Source organism: Celeribacter litoreus (assembly GCF_020165855.1).
Taxonomy (GTDB): Bacteria; Pseudomonadota; Alphaproteobacteria; order Rhodobacterales; family Rhodobacteraceae; genus Celeribacter; species Celeribacter litoreus.
In genome coordinates this window covers 220,808-241,495 of the sequence record NZ_JAIUFY010000001.1, presented here as the reverse complement: position 1 = coordinate 241,495, position 20,688 = coordinate 220,808, and the positions used below count along the sequence as shown (strand labels likewise).

The following is a 20,688-nucleotide window of genomic DNA, read 5'->3' as shown; positions in this document are numbered from 1 at the left end:
AACCCGCCCGAAACCGGGCGGGTTTTTCAATTCGCTGTCCTTGAAAATACCTACGCAAGCCCGGACACTTGCGTGAACCTTTGACTTTGTCGGGCAAGACCAGATGTTTTTTCGATCTCTTCTTTTGGGCCTGTGGGGCGCACTCATTCCCGTATCACTTTCTGCTCAAGACGTGAGCCTGATGTCCCGCGACGGGAACATCGAGATCAGCGGCAACTTTCTGAGTTTCGATGGTGAATTCTATCGCGTGGCCACCGATCTTGGGGTTCTGACCGTTGACGCCTCCGGTGTCCGTTGTGAGGGACCAGGCTGTCCGAGCCTCGACGACTATTTCGCTCAGGTCCGCATTTCGGGCGATCCCAAGGCGACGGAGGTCTTGCTTCCGGCCCTCATCACGGGCTTCGCGTCTCGAAATGGCTATGCAGTGGAGGTGTCCGCGCTCGACTTTGATCTGACGCGCTATGTTCTCGTAGATGCAGAGCAGGACTTGGTGGTTGGTGAGTTCCTCCTCTCCGCAACCTCGAACGCCGAAGGTTTCGCGGAGCTGATCTCCGAGAACGCTGATGTCGTCATCGCGTCCAGAGCCGTGAGTGCGGAAGAGCGGAGCATGGCGCGGGATGCTGGTCTTGGTGACCTCACGGACCCTCTGCGCGCGCGTGTGGTGGCATTGGATGCGCTACTACCCGTAGTATCCCGTTCCAATCTGATTGAGACGCTCTCCCTTGAAGATTTAGCAAAGATCTACTCCGGTGAGGTCAGCAACTGGGCTGAGCTTGGTGGCGCCGATGCACCAATCATTGCGCATTTGACCCAGGACGATGTGCGAGAGGGCTCCCAGTTCCGCCATATGATCGCTGACACCCCCATCTCCGATAGCGTTGTGGTTTCGCACAAAACGCACGAAGCGGTGGTCACTGCGGTCGAGGCCGACCCATATGCGGTTGGCTTGGGTCGTTTGTCAGTGGGGGGAGCTGTGCAAAAGGTAGGGCTCACCGGAAGCTGCGGATTTGCGGCGGAGGCAACTCCCGCCGACATCAAGACCGAAGATTTCCCGTTTACCCGTCCGGTGTTTCTCTACACGCCTGCACGTCGTTTGCCGAAACTCGCTCGCGAGTTTCTCGCCTTCGTCGTATCGCCGTCCGCACAACTCATAGTGGCGCGCACGGATTTTGTAGATCAGGACATCGAAAGCCTATCGTTCCGCGATCAGGGCCGTCGATTTGCAAATGCCATTGCACGAGCGGGTGAGGAAATCAGTCTTGAGGACCTGCAGGAGATCACGTCGCGCTTTCAGGGTGCGGAGCGTCTGACGCTCGGCTTTCGGTTTGAGGATGGGTCGACAAAGCTCGATGCGCAGTCGCGTTCGAACGTCCACCTGTTGGCGGAACTCGTTGAGGCAGGCGTGTTCGACGGAAAAGCTCTCGTTTTCGCAGGGTTTTCGGACGGGCAGGGATCGGCGTCTGTGAACCGAAGCTTGTCCAAGCGTCGGGCAAATTCGGTTCTCTCTTCGCTGACGCGTGTGCTCGACGCAGAGTTTGTCGCGGGGCGTGTGACCTTCACGGCGGAGGGCTACGGTGAAGCTATGCCTCTGGCCTGTGATGATGTCGATTGGGGACGCTCACTGAACCGCCGTGTCGAAGTTTGGGTGACGGATCAGAGATAACCCGAACTGCGGAAGCTCAGCTCTTTCGCCTTTCCGACGATCAGATGGTCGTGAAGTTGGATATCGAGCGCCGCCGCCGCGTCCCGAATGCGTTGGGTCATCGCGATATCGGCGTCGGAGGGCGTGGGATCGCCGGACGGGTGATTGTGCACGAGAATGAGCGCGGAGGCGTTCAGTTCGAGCGCCCGTTTGGCAACCTCTCGCGGATAGACAGGCACATGGTCCACGGTGCCTCTGGCCTGCTCCTCATCAGCAATAAGAATGTTTTTGCGGTCGAGATAAAGCACACGGAACTGTTCGGTCTCCCTGTGGGCCATGGTGGTGTGGCAGTAATCGACCACTGCATCCCAGCTCGAAATCACTGGGCGCTGCATCACACGGGCGCGGGCGAGCCTGTGTGCAGCGGCTTCGACGATCTTCAGATCCTCTGCCGCTGCGGTGTCTATGCCGTCGATCTCCAGCAGCCGAGGGAGGGGTGCGGAGATAATCCGGTTGAAGTCTCCGAAGGCCTCAAGGAGAGCTGCCGCAATCGGTTTGACATCCGCGCGCGGGAGCGAGCGGTAGAGCACCAATTCGAGAAGCTCATAGTCGGGCATCGCCTGCGCGCCGCCTTGGAAAAAGCGCTCTTGCAGGTCTTTCCGATGGTGGCGCAGGTAACTCGGCGGCCGTGTCGGTAGCGCAATAGGGCGGGCCTCGTCCAGATCGAAGATCCAGGACGGCATTTCACGGAACGCGGGAGGGTCGATTGGCATACTCATGCCTCAATCCATGCCGCGATTCCCTTAAATAAGTGGTTAACCGCTGTTAGCACTCTGCGGGCATGAAAAAGGGCGCCCGAAGCGCCCTTATTAAATCTTAAGCATTCTTCATGCCGTCCCAGAAATTTTTGACTTTCTTGAAGAAAGACGAACTTTCCGGGTTGTTGTGGTCTTCGCCCAGCTTTTCGAACTCTTCGAGAAGCTCTTTCTGCTTCGCTGTGAGGTTGACCGGTGTCTCAACCGAAAGCTCGATGAACATGTCACCCTGACCGCCGCCACGGAGCGCAGGCATACCCTTGCCACGCAGACGCATTTGGCGACCAGACTGGCTACCGGCAGGAATTTTCACCCGCGAGCGACCGCCGTCGATTGTCGGAACCTCGATGTCACCACCGAGAGCCGCCGACGTCATAGATACCGGAACACTGCAATGCAAATGCACCCCGTCGCGTTCAAAGATCTGGTGCGGACGGACATCAATAAAGATGTACAGATCGCCCGTCGGACCACCGCGCAGACCGGCTTCGCCTTCGCCAGCGAGGCGAATGCGCGTGCCAGTTTCAACGCCAGCCGGAATGTTCACCGACAGGGAGCGGTCCTTTTCGACACGACCTGCGCCGCGACAATCCGGGCATGGATCCTTGATCGTCTGACCAAGGCCACCACAGGCCGGACAGGTCCGTTCAACGGTGAAGAAGCCCTGTTGTGCGCGCACTTTGCCCATGCCGGAGCAGGACGGACAGGTTTGCGGCTCTGCGCCGTTTGCAGCACCGGTTCCGCTACATGACCCACACGCGACAGACGTCGGCACGTTGATGGTCTTCTGGACACCAGTGAAGGCCTCTTCGAGCGTTACCCGCAGATCGTAGCGAAGATCGGAACCGCGCTGCGCACGAGACCGGCCACCACCACCGCGTTGGCCACCCATGAAGTCGCCAAATAGGTCGTCGAACACGTCGGAGAACGCAGAGGCGAAATCGCCCTGACCTTGTCCGCCGAAGCCGCCACCCGGGCGACCGCCCATGCCACCCTGTTCAAAGGCTGCATGACCAAACCGGTCATAGGCTGCTTTCTTGTCGGGGTCTTTGAGCGCGTCGTAGGCCTCGTTCACTTCTTTGAACTTGGCTTCTGCTTCGGGGTTGTCTTTGTTGCGGTCGGGGTGAAATTCCATCGCTTTCTTGCGATAGGCTTTCTTCAGTTCCCCCGCATCTGCGCCTTTGGAGACACCGAGAACCTCGTAGTAATCGCGTTTTGCCATTGGAATCTCTCCTCGGGAAGGTTCACAGCCGACCCATCGTGAGCCGGCTGTGATAATCCCTATTGCTTCGCGTTACGAACGTTTGTCGTTGTCGAGATCCTCGAAGTCGGCGTCGACAATGTCGTCGTCCACAGAGGACGGGCCGTTGTCGACGTCATCCATACCTGCGCCTTCACCGCCAGCTTTCTCCTGCTCGGCCTTGTAGATGGCCTCGCCGAGCTTCATGGCAGCTTCGGTCACGTTCTGGACGCCAGAGCGGATTTTGCCCGCATCTTCGGTTTCGAGCTGATCCTTGAGCGCTGCGATTGCGAGTTCGATTGCCTCGATGGTGGTCGGGTCAACCTTGTCGCCGTGCTCTTCCATGGATTTCTCCGTGGAGTGGATGAGGCTCTCGGCCTGGTTTTTGGCTTCGACGAGTTCCTTGCGCTCTTTGTCGGCCTCGGCGTTCGCTTCGGCGTCCTTGACCATTTGTTCGATGTCCTCGTCGGAGAGGCCACCAGAGGCTTGGATCGTGATCTTCTGTTCTTTGCCGGTGCCTTTGTCCTTCGCGCCAACTTCAACGATACCGTCGGCGTTGATGTCAAAGGTCACTTCGATCTGCGGCATGCCGCGCGGTGCCGGCGGGATACCTTCGAGGTTGAACTGACCGAGCATTTTGTTGTCTGCGGCCATCTCACGCTCACCTTGGAAGACGCGCAGGGTCACAGCGGACTGGTTGTCTTCGGCGGTGGAGAAGATCTGCGACTTCTTGGTCGGGATCGTCGTGTTGCGGTCGATCAGGCGGGTGAACACACCACCGAGGGTCTCGATGCCGAGGGACAGCGGGGTCACGTCGAGCAGGAGAACGTCGGTCACGTCACCTTGGAGAACGCCGGCCTGAATAGCAGCGCCCATGGCGACCACTTCGTCCGGGTTCACGCCTTTGTGCGGCTCTTTGCCGAAGAACTTGGTCACCTCTTCGATGACTTTCGGCATACGGGTCATGCCGCCAACGAGAACGACTTCGTCGATGTCGGAGGTGGAGAGACCTGCGTCTTTCAGAGCAGCCTGACACGGTTTGATCGAGTTCTTGATCAGGTCAGACACGAGGCTCTCAAGCTTCGCACGGGTCAGTTTGACCACGAGGTGAAGCGGGGTGCCAGTGCTCGGGTCCATGGAGATGAACGGCTGGTTGATTTCCGTCTGGGACGAAGAGGACAGCTCGATCTTCGCTTTTTCAGCAGCTTCTTTCAGACGCTGAAGAGCCATCTTGTCTTTGGTCAGGTCGACGCTGTGCTCTTTTTTGAACTCGTCCGCGAGGTAGTTCACGATGCGCATGTCGAAGTCCTCACCGCCGAGGAACGTGTCGCCGTTGGTGGACTGAACTTCAAAGACGCCATCGCCAAGCTCGAGGATGGTTACGTCGAACGTACCGCCGCCGAGGTCATACACCGCGATGGTTTTGGTGTCGTCTTTGTCGAGACCGTAGGCCAGAGCGGCTGCAGTCGGCTCGTTGATGATGCGGAGCACTTCGAGGCCAGCGATTTTGCCGGCGTCTTTCGTTGCCTGACGCTGAGCGTCGTTAAAGTACGCCGGAACCGTGATAACTGCCTGCGTGACTTCTTCACCGAGATAGGACTCAGCGGTTTCTTTCATCTTGCCGAGAATGAAGGCAGAGATTTGCGACGGAGAGTATTTGTCGCCGCGCACTTCAACCCATGCGTCGCCATTGCCGCCATCGACAATGGAGTAGGGCACGAGTTTCTTATCTTTTTCGACTTCGGCGTCGCCCATACGGCGGCCGATAAGACGTTTCACCGCGAAAACGGTGTTTTCCGGGTTGGTGACGGCCTGGCGTTTGGCCGCTTGGCCAACGAGGCGCTCGTTGTCGGTAAAGCCGACGATAGACGGAGTGGTGCGCGCACCTTCCGCGTTTTCGATGACTCGCGGCTGCGAGCCGTCCATGATTGCGACGCAGGAGTTGGTGGTCCCGAGGTCGATACCGATGACTTTGGCCATGCTCAAAATCCTCTCTTAGGCGATGTTGTGACGTTGGACCCATTTCGGCGTCCGCCGTCGATCCCAGTGATTTTAACCGTTCTGCAGTGCAGCCCGATCAGCTTTCGGAGGGTATATAAGGGTCGGTTTTGGCCCCTGCAAGTTGTGTGGAGGCATTGAAGCGTGGAAAAATCGAGTCATTTCCTTAACGAAGCGGAGATAGAGGGATTTTTTAGGATGGCCGAACCGATCAACCTCAGAGGGATGAGTTTGTATGACGGGTTTCTGTCTCTGGAGGCTCAAGAGCAGATGGTTAAAGATTTGCGAGAGGTGGTGCGCGCTGCACCGCTTTTTTCGCCAATTACGCCGTCTGGCAAGGCAATGTCGGTCAGGATGACATCTGCGGGACGCTATGGCTGGGTCTCCGATCGCAAAGGGTATCGCTACAGCGAAACGCACCCCGATGGCGGCCCTTGGCCCGCGATTCCGCAGTCTGTTCTAAATGTTTGGGAAAAAGTATCTGGCGCATCCCGATCGCCAGAATGCTGTCTGGTAAATTTTTATGACGAGACAGCAAAAATGGGGATGCATCAAGACCGCGACGAACAGGACTTTTCCCAACCCGTTCTGTCTATCTCGTTAGGCGATGATGCGCTGTTTCGTGTCGGAAACCTGACCCGTGGAGGCAAGACCGAGAGCGTCTGGCTGCGTTCGGGCGATGTGCTCGTGATGGGGGGTGAGGCGCGCAGACTTTATCACGGCATCGACCGCGTAAAGCCGAACAGCTCTACTCTCCTGCCTAAGGGTGGGCGCATCAATCTCACCTTGAGGGTGGTCACATGAGCCTTATTTCATCCAGCTTAGAGAGATCCGCTTCCGGGTGAAAAATTCCCCGAGCAGTCCGATTGTGATGAACACGAGCGTAAAATAGATTGGATAGATGTAGTTACTGTGGTGCGGATTATAGTTCACAAATGTGAAGCCGCGGGCCTGATCAATTGTGTGGAAGAGCGGGTTCCAAGAGAACAGTGCTAGCATATAGCCGGGCATCGCGTTGGCGACGAACATTTTCCCCGAGGTGAACATGTTGGCGCGCATATACATGACTTGAAAAATAGAAATGAATGACGGCGCCCAAGGCTTGGCTGCGAGAAACACCATGCCGATCGAGGCCCCCGAGGCCCATGCCAGCAATAGCATCCCGAATGCACCTTTCAGATTCTGAAAATGCACAGCGCCCCAACCCAGCGAATACACGCTCAGCACCACGACAAATGAAAGGATCTGAGTAAAAAGATTGCTCAGTGCGGCAGAGGTGACTGCAATGGTTGTGTTCATCGGCGCATGCAACGTCATCGCAGATAGTCCGTTGGGCGCAGCGGAGACGTCGCTAAGTGCGCCAATATGGGTGCGGAAGAGAAAAACTCCAGTCATCACATAGAGAATAAAATCTCCGCGAATCGCTGTGCTTCGCATCCCGAGAATCGACATAATCATCGCAAAAATAGCGACGAGCATAAGCGTTTTCAGGATGTTCATTAACAGGCCAATAATAGGGCTCTTGTTCGATTTCCTGATGTGGCGCGCTGTTGTCACGAAGATGAGGCGCAAGGTCGAAAATGCGGCCGCAAAACCGCTCTGACTCTTGGAATAATGAAACATTCTTTAAGGTCCCGCGATAGGAATATTGCCCTGATCGAACGGATTCCTTGCCGTTCCATTTTCCACGTAGCATAAGGTCATTGACGTTTTCTTTCAACGAAAACGCACGGTCTAGGTCACTTGGAGATACGTTATGGATTTTGAAAAACTCGTCCCGGTTATGCGGAAACTTGCAATTGAAGCTGGGGAGAAGATTCTCGAAATCTACAACTCTGACGACTTCGAGGTGAAGACCAAGTCTGATGAAAGCCCTGTAACGGAGGCAGACGAGGCCGCCGACGCTTTGATCTCCGCCGGTTTGCGCGCCGAATTTCCGGACGTGACCCTTATCACGGAGGAACAGGCTGCCTCTCATGACCTAAAGGCCGACACGTTCCTGATCGTAGATCCGCTTGATGGCACGAAAGAATTCGTTAAGCGCCGCGGCGACTTCACCGTGAACATCGCCTATGTCGAAAAGGGCGTGCCGCTCCGCGGTGTCGTCTATGCTCCCGCAAAAGATCGCCTCTTCATCACTGATGCCGATGGCCAAACATTTGAAGAAATCGGTCCGTTCAAAGCCGATGAGAAAGGCGAATGGAAGAAAATCTCCGTCTCCACGCCGGACAATGATGCGCTGATGATCGTTGCGTCCAAATCTCACCGCGACCAGGCAACCGAAGATTACATCAACAAATACAGCGTGAAAGACAGCAAATCGGCTGGCTCTTCGCTCAAGTTCTGCTTGGTTGCGACAGGCGAGGCCGATCTCTACCCGCGCGTGGGTCGCACGATGGAGTGGGATACCGCTGCCGGTCATGCCGTCCTGCTCGGTGCAGGTGGGGATGTTGTGCGTTTCGATAACCACGAACCGCTGACCTACGGCAAAGACGACTATGCGAACCCGTTCTTCATCGCGTACGCACCGGGCGTCGATCTGAAGTCTGCCTTATGTCAGTCCTGATTGCGATCCCCGCTCGTTTCGCGTCGACCCGCTATCCCGGGAAGCCTCTTGTTGAGCTGACGGGCGCTTCAGGGGTGAAGAAATCTTTGATCCAGCGGAGCTGGGAAGCAGCCTGCGCGGTCGAGGGTGTCGATCGCGTAGTTGTGGCCACCGATGATGACCGGATTCGTGATGCTGCGGAGGCTTTTGGGGCCGAGGTTGTCATGACGTCCGAAAATTGTGCGAATGGCACTGAACGCTGTGCCGAAGCGCTCGAAAATCTTGGGGGCGGCTTCGATATCGTCGTGAATCTGCAGGGTGACGCGCCACTAACGCCTGCGTGGTTCGTTGAGGATCTTGTGGCAGGGCTCCGTGCGCATCCGACGGCTGAGGTCGCGACGCCTGTTCTGAGGTGTGACGGTCGCGCGCTGAACGGGTTTCTGGAGGACCGGCGCGCCGGTCGCGTCGGCGGGACGACCGCAGTGTTCGGTTCGGATCACAAAGGCCTCTATTTTTCCAAAGAAGTCATTCCATACACTTCGAAAACCTATGCCGATACCGAAGAAACGCCGGTTTTCCATCACGTAGGGGTATATGCATACCGTCCTTCTGCGCTCGGGGCCTATCCGAAATGGCCGACCGGTCCTCTTGAAACTTTGGAGGGGCTGGAGCAACTTAGATTTCTAGAGCAGGAACGTCCCGTTCTCTGCGTCGAGGTCGAGGCGCGCGGTCGGCAGTTTTGGGAGTTGAACAACCCGGAAGATGTGCCGCGTATTGAATTGATGCTGCAGGAAATGAATGTCGATTGATGCAATCTTTTTCAATTGATTAATTTTTAAGCAGCATTCTGAGCATATATGAGCAGAGTCGCAAAACTGTGCCGTTTATATGCGAAAATTTATGGCTGAGGCTGACCTTTTAAGCAGTGCGCCCTAGGTTCATGCCAAGACAGGACATTAACTGGCCCATGTGTGCGGGCCTGAAGGAGTAGAGATGACCCGTAAAGTAACCAAAGCGATTTTTCCGGTGGCTGGCCTTGGGACACGCTTTTTACCTGCGACCAAATCCATTCCGAAGGAAATCATGACCCTCGTCGACCGTCCGCTGATTCAATACGCCATTGATGAAGCGCGCGCCGCAGGGATCAAGGAATTCATCTTTGTAACCTCGCGCGGCAAAGGTGCGCTTGAGGACTATTTCGATAACTCGCCAGTTCTTGAGCAAGAACTGAAGAGAAAAGGGAAGGACAAACTTCTCGATGTTCTCGAAAATACAAACATGGAAAGCGGTGCGATCGCTTATATCCGCCAGCACAAGGCCCTCGGCCTTGGCCACGCTGTCTGGTGTGCCCGCCGCCTTCTGGACCCGAATGAACCGTTTGCCGTAATTCTTCCGGACGATGTGATTGCGGCTGACAAACCGTGTTTGCAACAGATGGTTGAGGCCTACGAAGAACTCGGTGGCGGCTCTATGGTTGCTGCGATGGAAGTGCCGGCGGACAAGGTGTCTGCCTATGGTGTGCTCGATGTTGAAGAGGACCTTGGTCACTCCGTCGTCGCCCGCGGCATGGTCGAAAAACCTGCGCCTGGCACCGAGCCATCTAATCTCGCTGTCATCGGTCGCTACATCCTGTCTCCGGACGTGATGCAGAACCTCAATCAGATGAAGCAAGGCGCGGGCGGTGAAGTTCAGCTCACCGATGCAATTGCCGATGAAATCACTGCTGGTCGTAAGGTCTACGGCCACCGTTTCTCCGGTCAGCGCTTTGACTGTGGCTCCAAGGCGGGCTTCCTTCAGGCGACGATTTCTTTCGGCCTGTCCCGCGATGACCTGCGTGACGAGCTTCAGGAATATCTTGATGAGCTTTCTGCAGTGCGCGCAGCGGCCCAGTAAACTCGGTTCCGGTAAGTAGAGTACGATGTCCCAAACTGTTCTCGTAACCGGCGGTGCCGGTTACATTGGCTCGCATGCGTGTAAGGCGCTGCGGGCCGCAGGCTATACGCCAGTAACCTTCGATAACCTTTCCACGGGTTGGGAAGATGCCGTGAAGTTCGGCCCCTTTGAGAAGGGTGACTTGCTTGACCGTGCGCGGCTCGACGAGATTTTTGCGAAACACAAACCCGTTGCAGTCATGCATTTCGCGGCCTACTCGCAGGTCGGCGAGAGCATGCAAGATCCGGCGAAGTATTGGCGGAACAATGTAATCGGGTCGCTGACTTTGATCGAGGCGACGGTTGCAGCAGGGTGCAAAAACTTCGTGTTCTCATCGACTTGCGCCACCTATGGCGATCAGGACAACGTCGTTCTGAATGAAGACTCCGTCCAGCTTCCGATCAACTCTTACGGTGCCTCGAAGCGCGCGATCGAAGACATTCTCGACAATTTCGGCGATGCCTTCGGCCTCAATCACGTGATCTTCCGCTACTTCAACGTCGCAGGTTCTGATCCGGAAACTGAGGTCGGGGAGTTCCATCAACCAGAGACGCATCTCATCCCTCTCATGCTCGACGCAATCGCTGGAAAGCGGGACGCGTTGACGATTTTCGGCACTGATTACGACACACCCGACGGAACTTGCATTCGTGACTATGTTCATGTCTGCGATCTGGTCGACGCTCATGTTTTGGGCCTCAAATGGCTTGAAGAAGGTAAGGGCAGCCGCGTCTTCAATCTCGGCACGGGCAAAGGGTTCTCTGTGCGTGAAGTGGTTGATCAGTCCCGTGCCGTGACCAACAAAGAAGTGCCCTATGTCGAGGGAGATCGTCGACCGGGCGATTGCACAAAACTGGTCTCCGGCTCGGAGCGCGCGATGAATGAGCTTGGGTGGGAGCCGCATCGTTCCAACCTCAAGCAAATGATCGCGGATGCGTGGGCTTGGCATCAAATTGGCCACTATGAGAAATGACCGGGATTTCCTAATCTCTGTGCCAAGTTGATTTCGGAGTGAATGTTGAAGCGCGTTTGGCAAGCATACAAGTTGCGCGTTTTGCGACGTCATCTTTTGTGGCGTGCATTCCGCGCGCGACATGCGCTCAAACAAGTATCTGATCGCACGGATCGCATTCGGCCGGAATCAATTCTGTGCGTGGCTTGCGTTCGAAACGAGTCACTGCGCCTACCCTTTTTTCTGCAATATTACAGAGCGCTGGGCGTCACGGACTTCCTTTTCGTAGACAACGGGAGCGACGACGGCACGCTTGCATTGCTCTCGGATCAGCCCGATGTCTCACTTTGGTCTACGGATGCGGGGTATAAGGCCGCTCGCTTTGGGCTCGATTGGGTGACATGGCTTCAGATGCGCTATGCGTCTGGAAAATGGTGTTTGACCGTCGATGCCGACGAACTTTTGGTTTTCAGTGGGGATGCAGATCGGACGCTTTCTCACCTCACCGAAGCGTTGGAAGCAGAGGGGCAGATCGCATTTGGTGCGCTGATGCTCGATCTCTATTCGGAGGGGCCAGTCGGCGGCATTTCTTATGTCGCAGGCCAGAACCCGCTAGAGGTTCTCACCCATTTCGACGCAGGGCCTTATAGGGCGACGCGACAGATGCCGAAAGAAAATCTATGGGTGCTCGGCGGTGTTCGTGAGCGCGTTTTCTTTCCCGATGCGCCGGAGCGCGGACCGACGCTCAACAAGCTTCCTTTGGTCAAATGGAATTGGCGATATGCCTACGTGAACTCGACCCACGCCATTCTCCCGCGAAACCTGAACAGATTTTACGACGGTCCTGGCGACACACGCCCGTGCGGCGTTCTCCTGCACACAAAGTTCCTTGCGGATGTGATCGGGCGGTCTTGTGAGGAAAAGCAGCGAAAGCAGCATTTCCACCAACCTGAAGCTTACGCCGACTATTATGATCACGTCGCGGCGTCTCCGACCCTTTGTTCGGAGGGCTCCATCCGATACGAAGGCGCGGATCAACTCATTGCGCTCGGTCTCATGAGTGGCGAGAGGGGCGCCTAATACCCGGTTTCCGCACAAGACAGTCTCAGAAGATGGTGTAAATCAAAGGATTTGTTTGAATTTTTGGGTTGTTTACGTTCTCCGAGTAAGCCCGTAGATTATGATCATGAGGGATCGGGCCCCCAAGAGGGCTCTCCTCATTCAGCAGATAGTAGGCAGATCGGTGAGCAGGGTATTGCATTATAGAATGCGGCTGAGGCGCAAACGGGCCCTTTGGCAGGCGTTTCGCGCACGGCATGATCTGTCGCTCCTCCAAGACAACACTGCTAAAATCGGCGCGGATGACGTGCTCCTTGTGTGCACGCTCCGGAATGAGAGAATTCGCCTCCCGTATTTCCTCAAATATTATCGCGAGATGGGGATCTCGCATTTTCTGTTCATCGACAATGATAGCAACGACGCTTCGCGCAGCTATCTTATGCAGCAGGAAGACGTATCACTGTGGCATACGAAGGCCAGTTATAAAAAGGCGGCGTTCGGCGTTCATTGGATGAACTGGTTGTCACGGAAATACTGCCACGGCCATTGGACTTTGACGGTCGATGTCGACGAATTTCTCGTATTTCCGTTTAGCGATACACGACCGATTGATGCGCTCACGAACTGGCTTGATAGTTCTGGGCGCCGAAGCTTCTCCGCGATGCTGATCGATATGTATCCGAAGGGGCCAATTGATGCTCAGGTCTATCAAGAGGGGCAAAACCCGTTCGAGATTGCGGAGTGGTTCGATAGCGGCAACTACATGATTTCGATGAATCCGGAGTATTATAATCTCTGGATTCAAGGTGGACCGAGGGCGCGGGTCTTCTTTCCGGAAGATCCCTATAATGCCCCCTCAATGAATAAAATCCCGCTCGTTAAGTGGCGACGGGATTATGCCTATATGCAATCGACACACATGCTTTTGCCGCGCGGGCTCAATCTCGTTTATGAGACCAAGGGTGGAGAAAAGGCATCGGGCGCCCTTCTGCATGCAAAGTTTCTCCATACATTCCTCGAAAAGACCGAGGAAGAGCTGGAGCGTCGAGAGCATTACGCCGATTCCCGTGAATTTGTCGCGTATCACAAGCAGATGGAGAAGGACCGCGACCTCTGGTGCAAGTGGTCCGAGAAATACATCAACTGGCGGCAACTTGAAATTCTCGGTCTAATCTCGAAAGGGAATTGGGCATGACGGTCGGCTTTGTCATGCTCGTCCACACCGCGCTGCATCGTGCCGAACAAGTGGCGCGTCTTTGGGCGAGCAATGATTGCCCTGTTGTGATCCACGTGGATCAGCGTGTCCCAAGCGAAAAATATGTGCCATTCGTCGAGAGCCTGTCCGATCTCGATAACGTGGTTTTTTCAAAGCGCTATTCATGCGACTGGGGGACGTGGTCATTGGTTCGCGCCTCACAGGACGCCTCGGAACTCATGCTCAGTCGTTTTCCCGAGGCTAGACATGTCTATCTCGCGTCCGGGTCCTGTCTGCCCCTACGCCCCGTGCAGGATTTGAAACAGTATCTCGCCGCGCGGCCGAATACGAATTTCATTGAGAGTGTGACGACTGAAGACGTGCCGTGGACAGTTGGTGGGCTCGACGAAGAGCGCTTTACACTCCGCTTTCCCTTTTCGTGGAAACGTCAAAGGCGGCTCTTTGACCGCTACGTCAGGCTTCAGCGCAAGATCGGGTTCAAACGTCATGTGCCGGAAGGCATAACGCCGCATCTCGGTAGCCAGTGGTGGTGTCTGACGCGAGAGACGCTTAGTGCCATTCTTCAGGATACAAATCGAAAGTCCTACGATCGCTATTTCAAACGGGTCTGGATTCCTGACGAGAGCTATTACCAGACCCTCGTCCGCCGGCATTCACAAACCGTCGAAAGCCGGTCATTGACCCTTTCTAAGTTCGACTTTGAGGGAAAGCCGCACGTCTTCCACGATGATCACCTTCAGCTCCTGAAACGCTCGGACTGCTTTGTTGCACGCAAAATCTGGCCCAAGGCAGATCGTCTCTACGACACGTTTCTAAATGCGTCCGTCAATCCGATGACGGGCACAGAGCCAAACCCGGGAAAGATCGACCGTATCTTCTCGAAAGCCGTCGAGCGACGCGTGCGGGGGCGCGCCGGCCTCTATATGCAGAGCCGAATGCCGGGTTATGGGCAGGATACCGGGAAAACAGCCGCGCCATATTCGGTATTCGAGGGGTTCACAGATCTTTTCGAGGAGTTTCCCGAGTGGCTGTCCCGAACGGTCGATGCGCGTGTTCACGGCCATCTTTATGCACCGGAGGGTGCGCAATTCGCGAATGGTCAGCCCGCATTCTCTGGCGCGCTCTCTTCGAACCCGAAGCTGCGGGATTACAACGCCTGCGGATTCCTGACCTCACTTCTTTGGAATACGCGGGGTGAGCGCCAATGTTTCATGTTCGGACCGCGTGACACTCAGGATGTTACAATGCTCATGGCGATGGATCAGAACGCTCAGATTTCTGTCATCTCCGGGGCTTGGGCGCTCTCTTTATTTAAATCAAATATGCAATTCAATGACTTGAGGCGCGAAGCGGCACGACTTCAGAAAATTGAAGGTGCGCATCTCGAGATCCTGCGCTCGCCCACTGTGAAGGCGCGCATCCGGATTTGGGCGATGTCCGATTTTATCGAAAGCCCTGCGGAGCCCCTTCAGGCCATTGTAGATGAAATTGGCCCGCGCAATTTCCGCCGTCTCTCTGAATTGCCGCGTATGAGGGATTTGAGTGGGTTTGCCCAGTTCCTGCAGAACCTCAAAAACCACGGCATGAAGCCACATCTCATGGGCGATTTCCCGATGAGCGATGAACCAACGACCCGCTCAACGGAGCGCAAACGCCCTTATTTGGTAAGGTAAGCCATGCAAAGACCGTTCGATTCTTTCGTGATTTTTGCAGAAATGCGCACGGGGTCCAATTTCCTCGAGGAAAACGTGAACTCCTATCCAGGGCTGACGTGCTGGGGTGAGGCATTTAATCCTGCCTTCGTCGGTAAATCCAAGAAACAGGAGATGCTTGGGGTCACGATGGCCATGCGTGAAGAAAACCCTTTGCAACTCTTGGCGCGGATGAAGGAGGAGACAGAAGGCCTCTCCGGTTTCAGGTTTTTTCATAATCATGACCCGCGTGTCCTGAAGACTGTTCTTGATGATCGCCGCTGCGCGAAAATTATCCTGACGCGGAACCCGCTCGAAAGTTATGTGTCGCGCAAGATCGCCGCGGAGACCGGCCAATGGCGCCTTAGTGACCTCAAAGACGCGCGGTCGGCACAAGTCACCTTTGATCGCTCAGAGTTTCAATCCATGCTGGATGAGACAAAAGCGTTCCAACTTGATCTCCAGCGCGCGTTGCAACGCTCTGGTCAGACAGCGTTCTACATCAACTACGATGACATACAGGACGTTGAGGTGATCAACGGTCTCGCCCGCTATCTCGGCGTGACCGAAGAGCACGCGAAGACGACGAAAAAGACCAAGGTTCAGAACCCGAAGCGGTTGCGCGACAAGGTTTTGAACTACGATGAGATGGTCGCTGATCTTGCGAACATCGACTTCTTCAATCTCTCGAACACGCCCAATTTCGAGCCGCGGCGCGGTCCGGCTGTGCCGAGCTATGTCGCCTGCGCTAAATCTCCTTTGCTCTTCATGCCGGTCCAAAGTGGACCACATGCTGCGATTGAGGCATGGATGGCTGCGATGGACGGGGCAGCGACAAAGGACCTGACCCGAGAGTTTACGCAGAAAACGCTGCGGCAGTGGAAGAGGAAGAACAAGGGGCACCGGTGTTTCACCGTGATCAGTCACCCTGTCGTCCGCCTGCATCGCGCTTTCTGTGCCCACATCCTGCCGACGGGCCCGCAAGCGTTCGGAGAAATACGCGAGCTGCTGCGTGTGACCTACAAGTTGCCTCTTCCAGTCGGACCGATCGACGAATCCTATTCTCTCGAACAACATCGAGAAGCGTTCCTCAAATTCGCGGCATTCGTGGAGGGCAATCTCAACGGCCAGACGTCGGTGCGCACAGATGCCAACTGGGCATCCCAGTCCGAGGTGATCAAGGGCTTTGCCGACTTCGCGCTCCCTGACATGATTCTGCGAGAGGAGACGCTTGCCGATGATCTGTCGCGGCTCTCCGACAGTATCGCGAGGCCATCGGCCCGCATCGGGACAATGGCAGGCGACACGCCATTCGCATTGCAAGACATCTATGACTCAGAGGTCGAGAGTGCAGTGCGCGCGGCGTATCAACGCGATTACATGATGCTCGGATTTAAACCGTGGCGCTAAAACGCCTCTGACGATCATGAAAGATCAGGCCGCTTTCGTTGCGGGGCCTTCCGTCAGAATGGCGTGCAGGGTTGCGATCTCGTTGTTTGCGCGCAGTTTGGCGCAGACATCGTTATCCCGCATCGTGCGCGACACGAGGGCGAGCGCTTTGAGATGCTCCACGCCGGACTCGGCGGGGGCAAACAGCGCAAAGACCAGATCAACAGGCTGACGATCCACTGCGTCGAAATCCATCGGGGTTTCGAGGCGGATGAAGGTACCCACAACGCGATCAAGCCCTTCGATGCGCGCATGCGGCAAGGCGATGCCCCGGCCCACACCGGTGGGCCCGAGGCTTTCACGTTCCTGAAGCGCGTCAAAGGTGTCGTTGACCGACAGACCATACGCGCTTCCAGCGATCTCGCTCAGATCCTGGAACAGACGTTTTTTGCTCGTCATTTTTCCCACAACCTTAACGGCCTGTGGGGCCAAAATCTGAGAGATATCCATAAAAGACCTACCCGCTTCGACCCGTCGAAGCGGGTCTGTTCCTTTAAGTGGCGATGCTCGGATCAATCCAGCCGATGTTTCCATCTTGGCGGCGATAGACCACGTTCACACCGTTCTTGCCTTCTTTCTGGAACACGAGAACCGGCGCGCCGGCAAGCTCCATCTGCATCACAGCTTCACCGACCGAAAGTGTCGGAATGGAAGTCTCCATTTCGGCGACGATCATTGGCTGCAGAGACTCGGGCTCCTGGTCCTCTTCGTGTTCAGACGCGGCGAGGATATACTGGGAAGCTCCGAGAAGTTCAACCGGCTCCGAACGTTCCTTGTGGTGATCTTTCAGACGGCGTTTGTAACGGCGCAGCTGTTTGTCCATCTTCTCTGCGCAGGCGTCGAACGCTGCGTAGATCTCATGCGAATGTGCGCTGGCCTGCGCGGTCAAACCTGTGGAGAGGTGGACGACGGCCTCACAATTATACTCAGCCCCACTTTTCGAAAACACGATGTTCGCATCGGTTGGTCGTTGAGAGTATTTCTCAAGAACGGAACCAAGCTCGGTTTTCACATGCGTTTGAAGTGCCGAACCGATGTCGATTTGTTTTCCGCTGATTTGGTACCGCATAGATACCTCCTTCTTTAGTTTGACCCGGAGCGCTCGACCTCCTCCGGTGAACGCGACGGGCCGTGGTTTTTGTCATAAGCGGGAGTTGAATGCATGCGTTTTTCACTGGACCCGATCCTTGTTTCGGGGCTTCTTTCCGGCACTACAGAACGCTGTTTCGTTCCAGTGCAGACTCTATGTGGCACGTCATGCATCACCTGTATTTGGCGGCAAAATGCGGGGGATTGTCAATCGAAACCCGCTCTCAGATCCTGAAATTGTCACCGAGATAAACGCGGCGCACGGTTTCGTCGGCCACGATTTCTTCTTTGGTGCCGGACATCAGGACCTGACCGTCATGCAAAATATAGGCGCGGTCGATAATTCCCAATGTTTCCTGCACGTTATGGTCCGTGATCAGAACACCGATACCACGGTTGGTCAGGTCGGAGACGAGTCCGCGAATTTCTGCAACTGCAATAGGATCGACGCCTGCAAAGGGCTCGTCGAGGAGGACATAGGCCGGATCAGAGGCGAGACAGCGGGCAATTTCGACTCGCCTGCGCTCCCCGCCGGACAGGGCGAGTGCGGGTGCGCGACGCAGGTGAGCAATGGAAAATTCAGAGAGTAGATCCTCAAGCTTTTCACGCCGAAGGAGCGGGTCTGGCTCAGACACTTCGAGGATGGCGAGAATGTTGTCCTCGACGCAGAGGCCACGGAAAACAGAGGCTTCTTGTGGAAGATATCCAATGCCGACTTTGGCGCGGCGATACATCGGCAAAAGGGTGATGTTGCGGCCGTCAACGATGACTTCGCCGGCCTCGGGCATCACCAATCCCGCGATGGAATAAAAGCACGTTGTTTTGCCTGATCCGTTCGGACCAAGCAGCGCGACGACCTCTCCGCGTTGTAGGTCGAGACTCACATCCCGGATCACGGTCCGCTTGCGATAGCCCTTGCGAAGATTGCGGACGTGGAGGCCGGTCTCGTCGTTCATTGGTTCGTTCCGGTCTGCAGGATTGTCTTCACGCGCCCGTCCATGCGGCCTGTGCCCGTCTCGAGGTTCAGAACGAGTTTCTGACCGGACATCGCGCTGCCGCGCTGTGTGAGGAGCACATTCCCAGTGAGTGTGATGTTGCCTGATTCGAGGTCATATTCCGCGTTGGAGGCCTCAACAAAGTCTCCCGAGTCGGAAACGGTCACGCCACCAGATGCAATGAGTCGTGCAATCGCTTGACTGTCCTCTGCGTAGACGACCTGAACGAGTTGGGACGTCAGGGTCAGCGTGCCCTGAAGAATTTCAACATCTCCGGAGAACGTGGCCTCGCCGGTTGCCTGGTCGACGCTCAATTCGTCGGACGCGATTTCGATCGGTTGAGAACTGTCATGCGTGACGCCGCCAAACGCGATTTCGGAGCTTTGCGCATAGAGAGCCGGGGCCGTGGAAAAACTGAACGCGAGCGCGAGCGCCAAAGTCGAAAAATGCTTGCGAATTAGGGCCACGGGCGCACTCCTTAAAACCATCAGGGCTGATATACCAGCTTCACGCCCTTCTTGAAAACAAGAAGGTAATTACCGCTCTCGGTATCTTGCGAGAGTTCCATCGAACCGGCCGTGAGACTTCCGACGGGGCCGATGGCGTTCACCTCTCCGGGGCTCTCGATCTTTGAGACATCAAGCTGTGCAGCAACGCGTTCGGTATTGATGTCGTATCCGGTTGTTGTGACCACATTCACATGACCCGACAGCTCTGCAATCTGGCTCGGACCATCAATCACACCTGCATCCGCGGCGAGCGTGACCGCACCGCTCTCAGGAAACCGGAGGCTCCCTCTGATATCAGAGGAATTCACGACATTGACTGCCGACAGGTCGGGGCGCACGACAGCAGCGGACAATGTGAGTTCGGCACCGTCCGCGGTCACTGTCGAGAACGCTGGCCCTTCGAGCCGCTGTTCCCGCGCGAGCGTTTCGAGATCAACTTCAGCGTAGGGAATCGACAGACCTAAATCACGGCCACGCGCAAAGAGAAACAGAGTCGCCAAAATGGCGAGGCTTGCGAGTGGCAAGACAACTTTTGCGAAGGCGACAAAACGTGAGTAGCTGTTGTCGTAGCGAGTCATGATCCGATTTTACATCACTCCGGCTCGCAGACAGTCCTGAATCTTCAGAATGCCGCAGGGACGATCCGGATGGTCTGCGTCTCTCACGAACAAGCAGGTGATGGCCCGTTCATCCATGCGCGACAGGGCCCTTTCAGCGAGTGCATCGGCGGAAACGGTCATCGGATTCTGCGTCATGATATCGCCCGCGCTCTTTTCCAAAAGCCCGTCGATATGGCGCCGCAAATCGCCGTCGGTGATGATCCCGATCAGCTTGCCATCGCTGTCCGTGACACCAACGACGCCGTAACCCTTCGCGGATATCACGTCGAGCGTCGCACGCATCGGCGTCTCCGTCGTCACCAAAGGCATATCGCGGTGCATGAGATCGCTGACTTTTGTCAGGCGGGACCCGAGTTTGCCGCCCGGATGCAGAACGCGGAAATTGTCCGCAGTAAAGGAGCGGTGCTCCATGAGCGCGACAGCAATGGCATCCCCGAGCGCAAGGGTCATCGTCGTCGAGGTCGTCGGAACAATCCCGTGACCGCAGGCTTCGGCGGCTTTCGGCAGGATGAGAGCCACATCGCAGGCGCGGATGAGCGAGCTATCGGGGTTCGATGCGACGCCGATCATCGGGATGTTGAAGCGGCGGGTATAGGCGATCAGGTCTGCGAGTTCCGGGGTCTCACCCGAGTTCGACAGGACCAGACATACATCATCGCTCCCGATCATACCGAGGTCGCCGTGGCTGGCTTCGGCCGGATGGACGAAGTGCGCGGGCGTGCCTGTCGAGGCGAGCGTCGCGGCAATCTTGCGCGCAATGTGGCCCGATTTCCCCATTCCGGTGACAATGGTCCGGCCGCGGGCGGCGAGGATCATCTCGACCGCCGCGTTGAATTCGGCACCAAGGCTTTCCGAGAGAAACCCGAGCGCTTCCGCCTCTTGGCCGATCACACGGCGGGCGGTTTCGATGAACGTAGCTTGTTCGCTCATGGTGGC

General features: G+C 56.1%; 20 protein-coding genes. 10 read left to right on the top strand and 10 right to left on the bottom strand.

What is annotated here, in order from left to right; genetic code table 11:
* The first annotated feature begins 103 nt into the window (after positions 1–103).
* On the top strand, positions 104–1,663 hold the full coding sequence (locus LA304_RS01200; RefSeq protein WP_224501288.1) for a phosphate ABC transporter substrate-binding/OmpA family protein: 1,560 nt from the start codon (positions 104–106) through the stop codon (positions 1,661–1,663).
* On the opposite strand, the gene radC is transcribed toward LA304_RS01200, so the two are convergent.
* The 3 genes from radC to dnaK form a co-directional block, all read right to left on the bottom strand.
* Complete coding sequence (gene radC, locus LA304_RS01195) at positions 1,654–2,415, bottom strand: RadC family protein (RefSeq protein WP_224501372.1); 762 nt, start codon at positions 2,413–2,415, stop codon at positions 1,654–1,656. The genes LA304_RS01200 and radC overlap by 10 nt on opposite strands.
* Positions 2,416–2,518: 103 nt before the next feature.
* Positions 2,519–3,679 (bottom strand): molecular chaperone DnaJ, encoded by a 1,161-nt coding sequence (gene dnaJ, locus LA304_RS01190; protein ID WP_224501287.1) that lies wholly within the window; start codon positions 3,677–3,679, stop codon positions 2,519–2,521.
* A gap of 72 nt (positions 3,680–3,751) precedes the next feature.
* Entirely contained in the window at positions 3,752–5,677 is a 1,926-nt protein-coding gene (dnaK, locus tag LA304_RS01185; protein ID WP_224501286.1) for a molecular chaperone DnaK, read from the bottom strand.
* Positions 5,678–5,893: 216 nt separating this feature from the next.
* Here dnaK and LA304_RS01180 point away from each other — a divergent pair, with 216 nt between their 5' ends.
* Complete coding sequence (locus tag LA304_RS01180; RefSeq protein ID WP_224501285.1) at positions 5,894–6,499, top strand: alpha-ketoglutarate-dependent dioxygenase AlkB family protein; 606 nt, start codon at positions 5,894–5,896, stop codon at positions 6,497–6,499.
* A 3-nt stretch (positions 6,500–6,502) separates the two neighbouring features.
* Here LA304_RS01180 and LA304_RS01175 read toward each other — a convergent pair whose 3' ends face one another.
* Positions 6,503–7,318, bottom strand: coding sequence for an ABC transporter permease (locus LA304_RS01175; protein ID WP_224501284.1), 816 nt, complete (start codon positions 7,316–7,318; stop codon positions 6,503–6,505).
* Between the two features lie 133 nt (positions 7,319–7,451).
* On the opposite strand from LA304_RS01175, the gene cysQ reads away from it, so the two are divergent.
* The 8 genes from cysQ to LA304_RS01135 all read left to right on the top strand — a co-directional run bounded on the left by cysQ (position 7,452) and on the right by LA304_RS01135 (position 16,500).
* Positions 7,452–8,261, top strand: a complete 810-nt coding sequence (gene cysQ, locus LA304_RS01170) for a 3'(2'),5'-bisphosphate nucleotidase CysQ (RefSeq protein WP_224501283.1) — start codon at positions 7,452–7,454, stop codon at positions 8,259–8,261.
* Positions 8,249–9,049, top strand: a complete 801-nt coding sequence (locus LA304_RS01165) for a 3-deoxy-manno-octulosonate cytidylyltransferase (RefSeq protein WP_224501282.1) — start codon at positions 8,249–8,251, stop codon at positions 9,047–9,049. Before cysQ ends, LA304_RS01165 begins: the two co-directional genes overlap by 13 nt.
* 184 nt (positions 9,050–9,233) lie before the next feature.
* Positions 9,234–10,133, top strand: coding sequence for a UTP--glucose-1-phosphate uridylyltransferase (locus tag LA304_RS01160; RefSeq protein WP_224501281.1), 900 nt, complete (start codon positions 9,234–9,236; stop codon positions 10,131–10,133).
* A gap of 25 nt (positions 10,134–10,158) precedes the next feature.
* Positions 10,159–11,145, top strand: coding sequence for a UDP-glucose 4-epimerase GalE (gene galE / locus LA304_RS01155; protein WP_224501280.1), 987 nt, complete (start codon positions 10,159–10,161; stop codon positions 11,143–11,145).
* Between the two features lie 180 nt (positions 11,146–11,325).
* Positions 11,326–12,204: a glycosyltransferase family 2 protein gene (locus LA304_RS01150; protein ID WP_318010671.1), complete on the top strand. Its 879-nt coding sequence runs from the start codon at positions 11,326–11,328 to the stop codon at positions 12,202–12,204.
* A 187-nt stretch (positions 12,205–12,391) separates the two neighbouring features.
* Entirely contained in the window at positions 12,392–13,378 is a 987-nt protein-coding gene (locus tag LA304_RS01145; RefSeq protein ID WP_224501278.1) for a glycosyltransferase family 2 protein, read from the top strand.
* A complete protein-coding gene (locus LA304_RS01140; protein ID WP_224501277.1) occupies positions 13,375–15,072 on the top strand; it encodes a beta-1,6-N-acetylglucosaminyltransferase in 1,698 nt (565 codons plus the stop codon). Before LA304_RS01145 ends, LA304_RS01140 begins: the two co-directional genes overlap by 4 nt.
* 3 nt (positions 15,073–15,075) lie before the next feature.
* Positions 15,076–16,500, top strand: coding sequence for a nodulation protein NodH (locus tag LA304_RS01135; protein WP_224501276.1), 1,425 nt, complete (start codon positions 15,076–15,078; stop codon positions 16,498–16,500).
* A 24-nt stretch (positions 16,501–16,524) separates the two neighbouring features.
* Here LA304_RS01135 and LA304_RS01130 read toward each other — a convergent pair whose 3' ends face one another.
* The 6 genes from LA304_RS01130 to LA304_RS01105 form a co-directional block, all read right to left on the bottom strand.
* Positions 16,525–16,989 carry a PTS sugar transporter subunit IIA gene (locus LA304_RS01130; protein WP_224501275.1) on the bottom strand — a complete coding sequence of 155 codons (465 nt, stop codon included), beginning with the start codon at positions 16,987–16,989 and terminating at the stop codon, positions 16,525–16,527.
* A gap of 43 nt (positions 16,990–17,032) precedes the next feature.
* Entirely contained in the window at positions 17,033–17,608 is a 576-nt protein-coding gene (hpf, locus tag LA304_RS01125) for a ribosome hibernation-promoting factor, HPF/YfiA family (RefSeq protein ID WP_224501274.1), read from the bottom strand.
* 244 nt (positions 17,609–17,852) lie between these two features.
* The gene (gene lptB / locus LA304_RS01120) at positions 17,853–18,584 is read right to left on the bottom strand and encodes an LPS export ABC transporter ATP-binding protein (protein WP_224501273.1); all 732 of its coding nucleotides are present in this window, start codon (positions 18,582–18,584) and stop codon (positions 17,853–17,855) included.
* Positions 18,581–19,090 (bottom strand): lipopolysaccharide transport periplasmic protein LptA, encoded by a 510-nt coding sequence (lptA, locus tag LA304_RS01115; RefSeq protein WP_224501272.1) that lies wholly within the window; start codon positions 19,088–19,090, stop codon positions 18,581–18,583. The genes lptB and lptA overlap by 4 nt, the downstream gene beginning before the upstream one ends.
* A 20-nt stretch (positions 19,091–19,110) precedes the next feature.
* Positions 19,111–19,710 carry an LPS export ABC transporter periplasmic protein LptC gene (gene lptC / locus LA304_RS01110; protein WP_224501271.1) on the bottom strand — a complete coding sequence of 200 codons (600 nt, stop codon included), beginning with the start codon at positions 19,708–19,710 and terminating at the stop codon, positions 19,111–19,113.
* Between the two features lie 9 nt (positions 19,711–19,719).
* A complete protein-coding gene (locus tag LA304_RS01105; protein WP_224501270.1) occupies positions 19,720–20,682 on the bottom strand; it encodes a KpsF/GutQ family sugar-phosphate isomerase in 963 nt (320 codons plus the stop codon).
* Positions 20,683–20,688: the final 6 nt, after the last annotated feature.

Bases quoted from the DNA above. Each gene is read 5' to 3' on its own strand.
- dnaJ (WP_224501287.1), bottom strand. From the start codon at position 3,679: ATGGCAAAACGCGATTACTACGAGGTTCTCGGTGTCTCCAAAGGCGCA.
- lptB (WP_224501273.1), bottom strand. From the start codon at position 18,584: ATGAACGACGAGACCGGCCTCCACGTCCGCAATCTTCGCAAGGGCTAT.
- LA304_RS01180 (WP_224501285.1), top strand. From the start codon at position 5,894: ATGGCCGAACCGATCAACCTCAGAGGGATGAGTTTGTATGACGGGTTT.
- LA304_RS01130 (WP_224501275.1), bottom strand. From the start codon at position 16,989: ATGGATATCTCTCAGATTTTGGCCCCACAGGCCGTTAAGGTTGTGGGA.
- lptC (WP_224501271.1), bottom strand. From the start codon at position 19,710: ATGACTCGCTACGACAACAGCTACTCACGTTTTGTCGCCTTCGCAAAA.
- cysQ (WP_224501283.1), top strand. From the start codon at position 7,452: ATGGATTTTGAAAAACTCGTCCCGGTTATGCGGAAACTTGCAATTGAA.
- LA304_RS01165 (WP_224501282.1), top strand. From the start codon at position 8,249: ATGTCAGTCCTGATTGCGATCCCCGCTCGTTTCGCGTCGACCCGCTAT.
- radC (WP_224501372.1), bottom strand. From the start codon at position 2,415: ATGCCAATCGACCCTCCCGCGTTCCGTGAAATGCCGTCCTGGATCTTC.
- LA304_RS01135 (WP_224501276.1), top strand. From the start codon at position 15,076: ATGCAAAGACCGTTCGATTCTTTCGTGATTTTTGCAGAAATGCGCACG.
- dnaK (WP_224501286.1), bottom strand. From the start codon at position 5,677: ATGGCCAAAGTCATCGGTATCGACCTCGGGACCACCAACTCCTGCGTC.
- LA304_RS01200 (WP_224501288.1), top strand. From the start codon at position 104: ATGTTTTTTCGATCTCTTCTTTTGGGCCTGTGGGGCGCACTCATTCCC.
- LA304_RS01140 (WP_224501277.1), top strand. From the start codon at position 13,375: ATGACGGTCGGCTTTGTCATGCTCGTCCACACCGCGCTGCATCGTGCC.
- LA304_RS01160 (WP_224501281.1), top strand. From the start codon at position 9,234: ATGACCCGTAAAGTAACCAAAGCGATTTTTCCGGTGGCTGGCCTTGGG.
- LA304_RS01145 (WP_224501278.1), top strand. From the start codon at position 12,392: ATGCGGCTGAGGCGCAAACGGGCCCTTTGGCAGGCGTTTCGCGCACGG.
- LA304_RS01175 (WP_224501284.1), bottom strand. From the start codon at position 7,318: ATGTTTCATTATTCCAAGAGTCAGAGCGGTTTTGCGGCCGCATTTTCG.
- galE (WP_224501280.1), top strand. From the start codon at position 10,159: ATGTCCCAAACTGTTCTCGTAACCGGCGGTGCCGGTTACATTGGCTCG.
- LA304_RS01105 (WP_224501270.1), bottom strand. From the start codon at position 20,682: ATGAGCGAACAAGCTACGTTCATCGAAACCGCCCGCCGTGTGATCGGC.
- hpf (WP_224501274.1), bottom strand. From the start codon at position 17,608: ATGCGGTACCAAATCAGCGGAAAACAAATCGACATCGGTTCGGCACTT.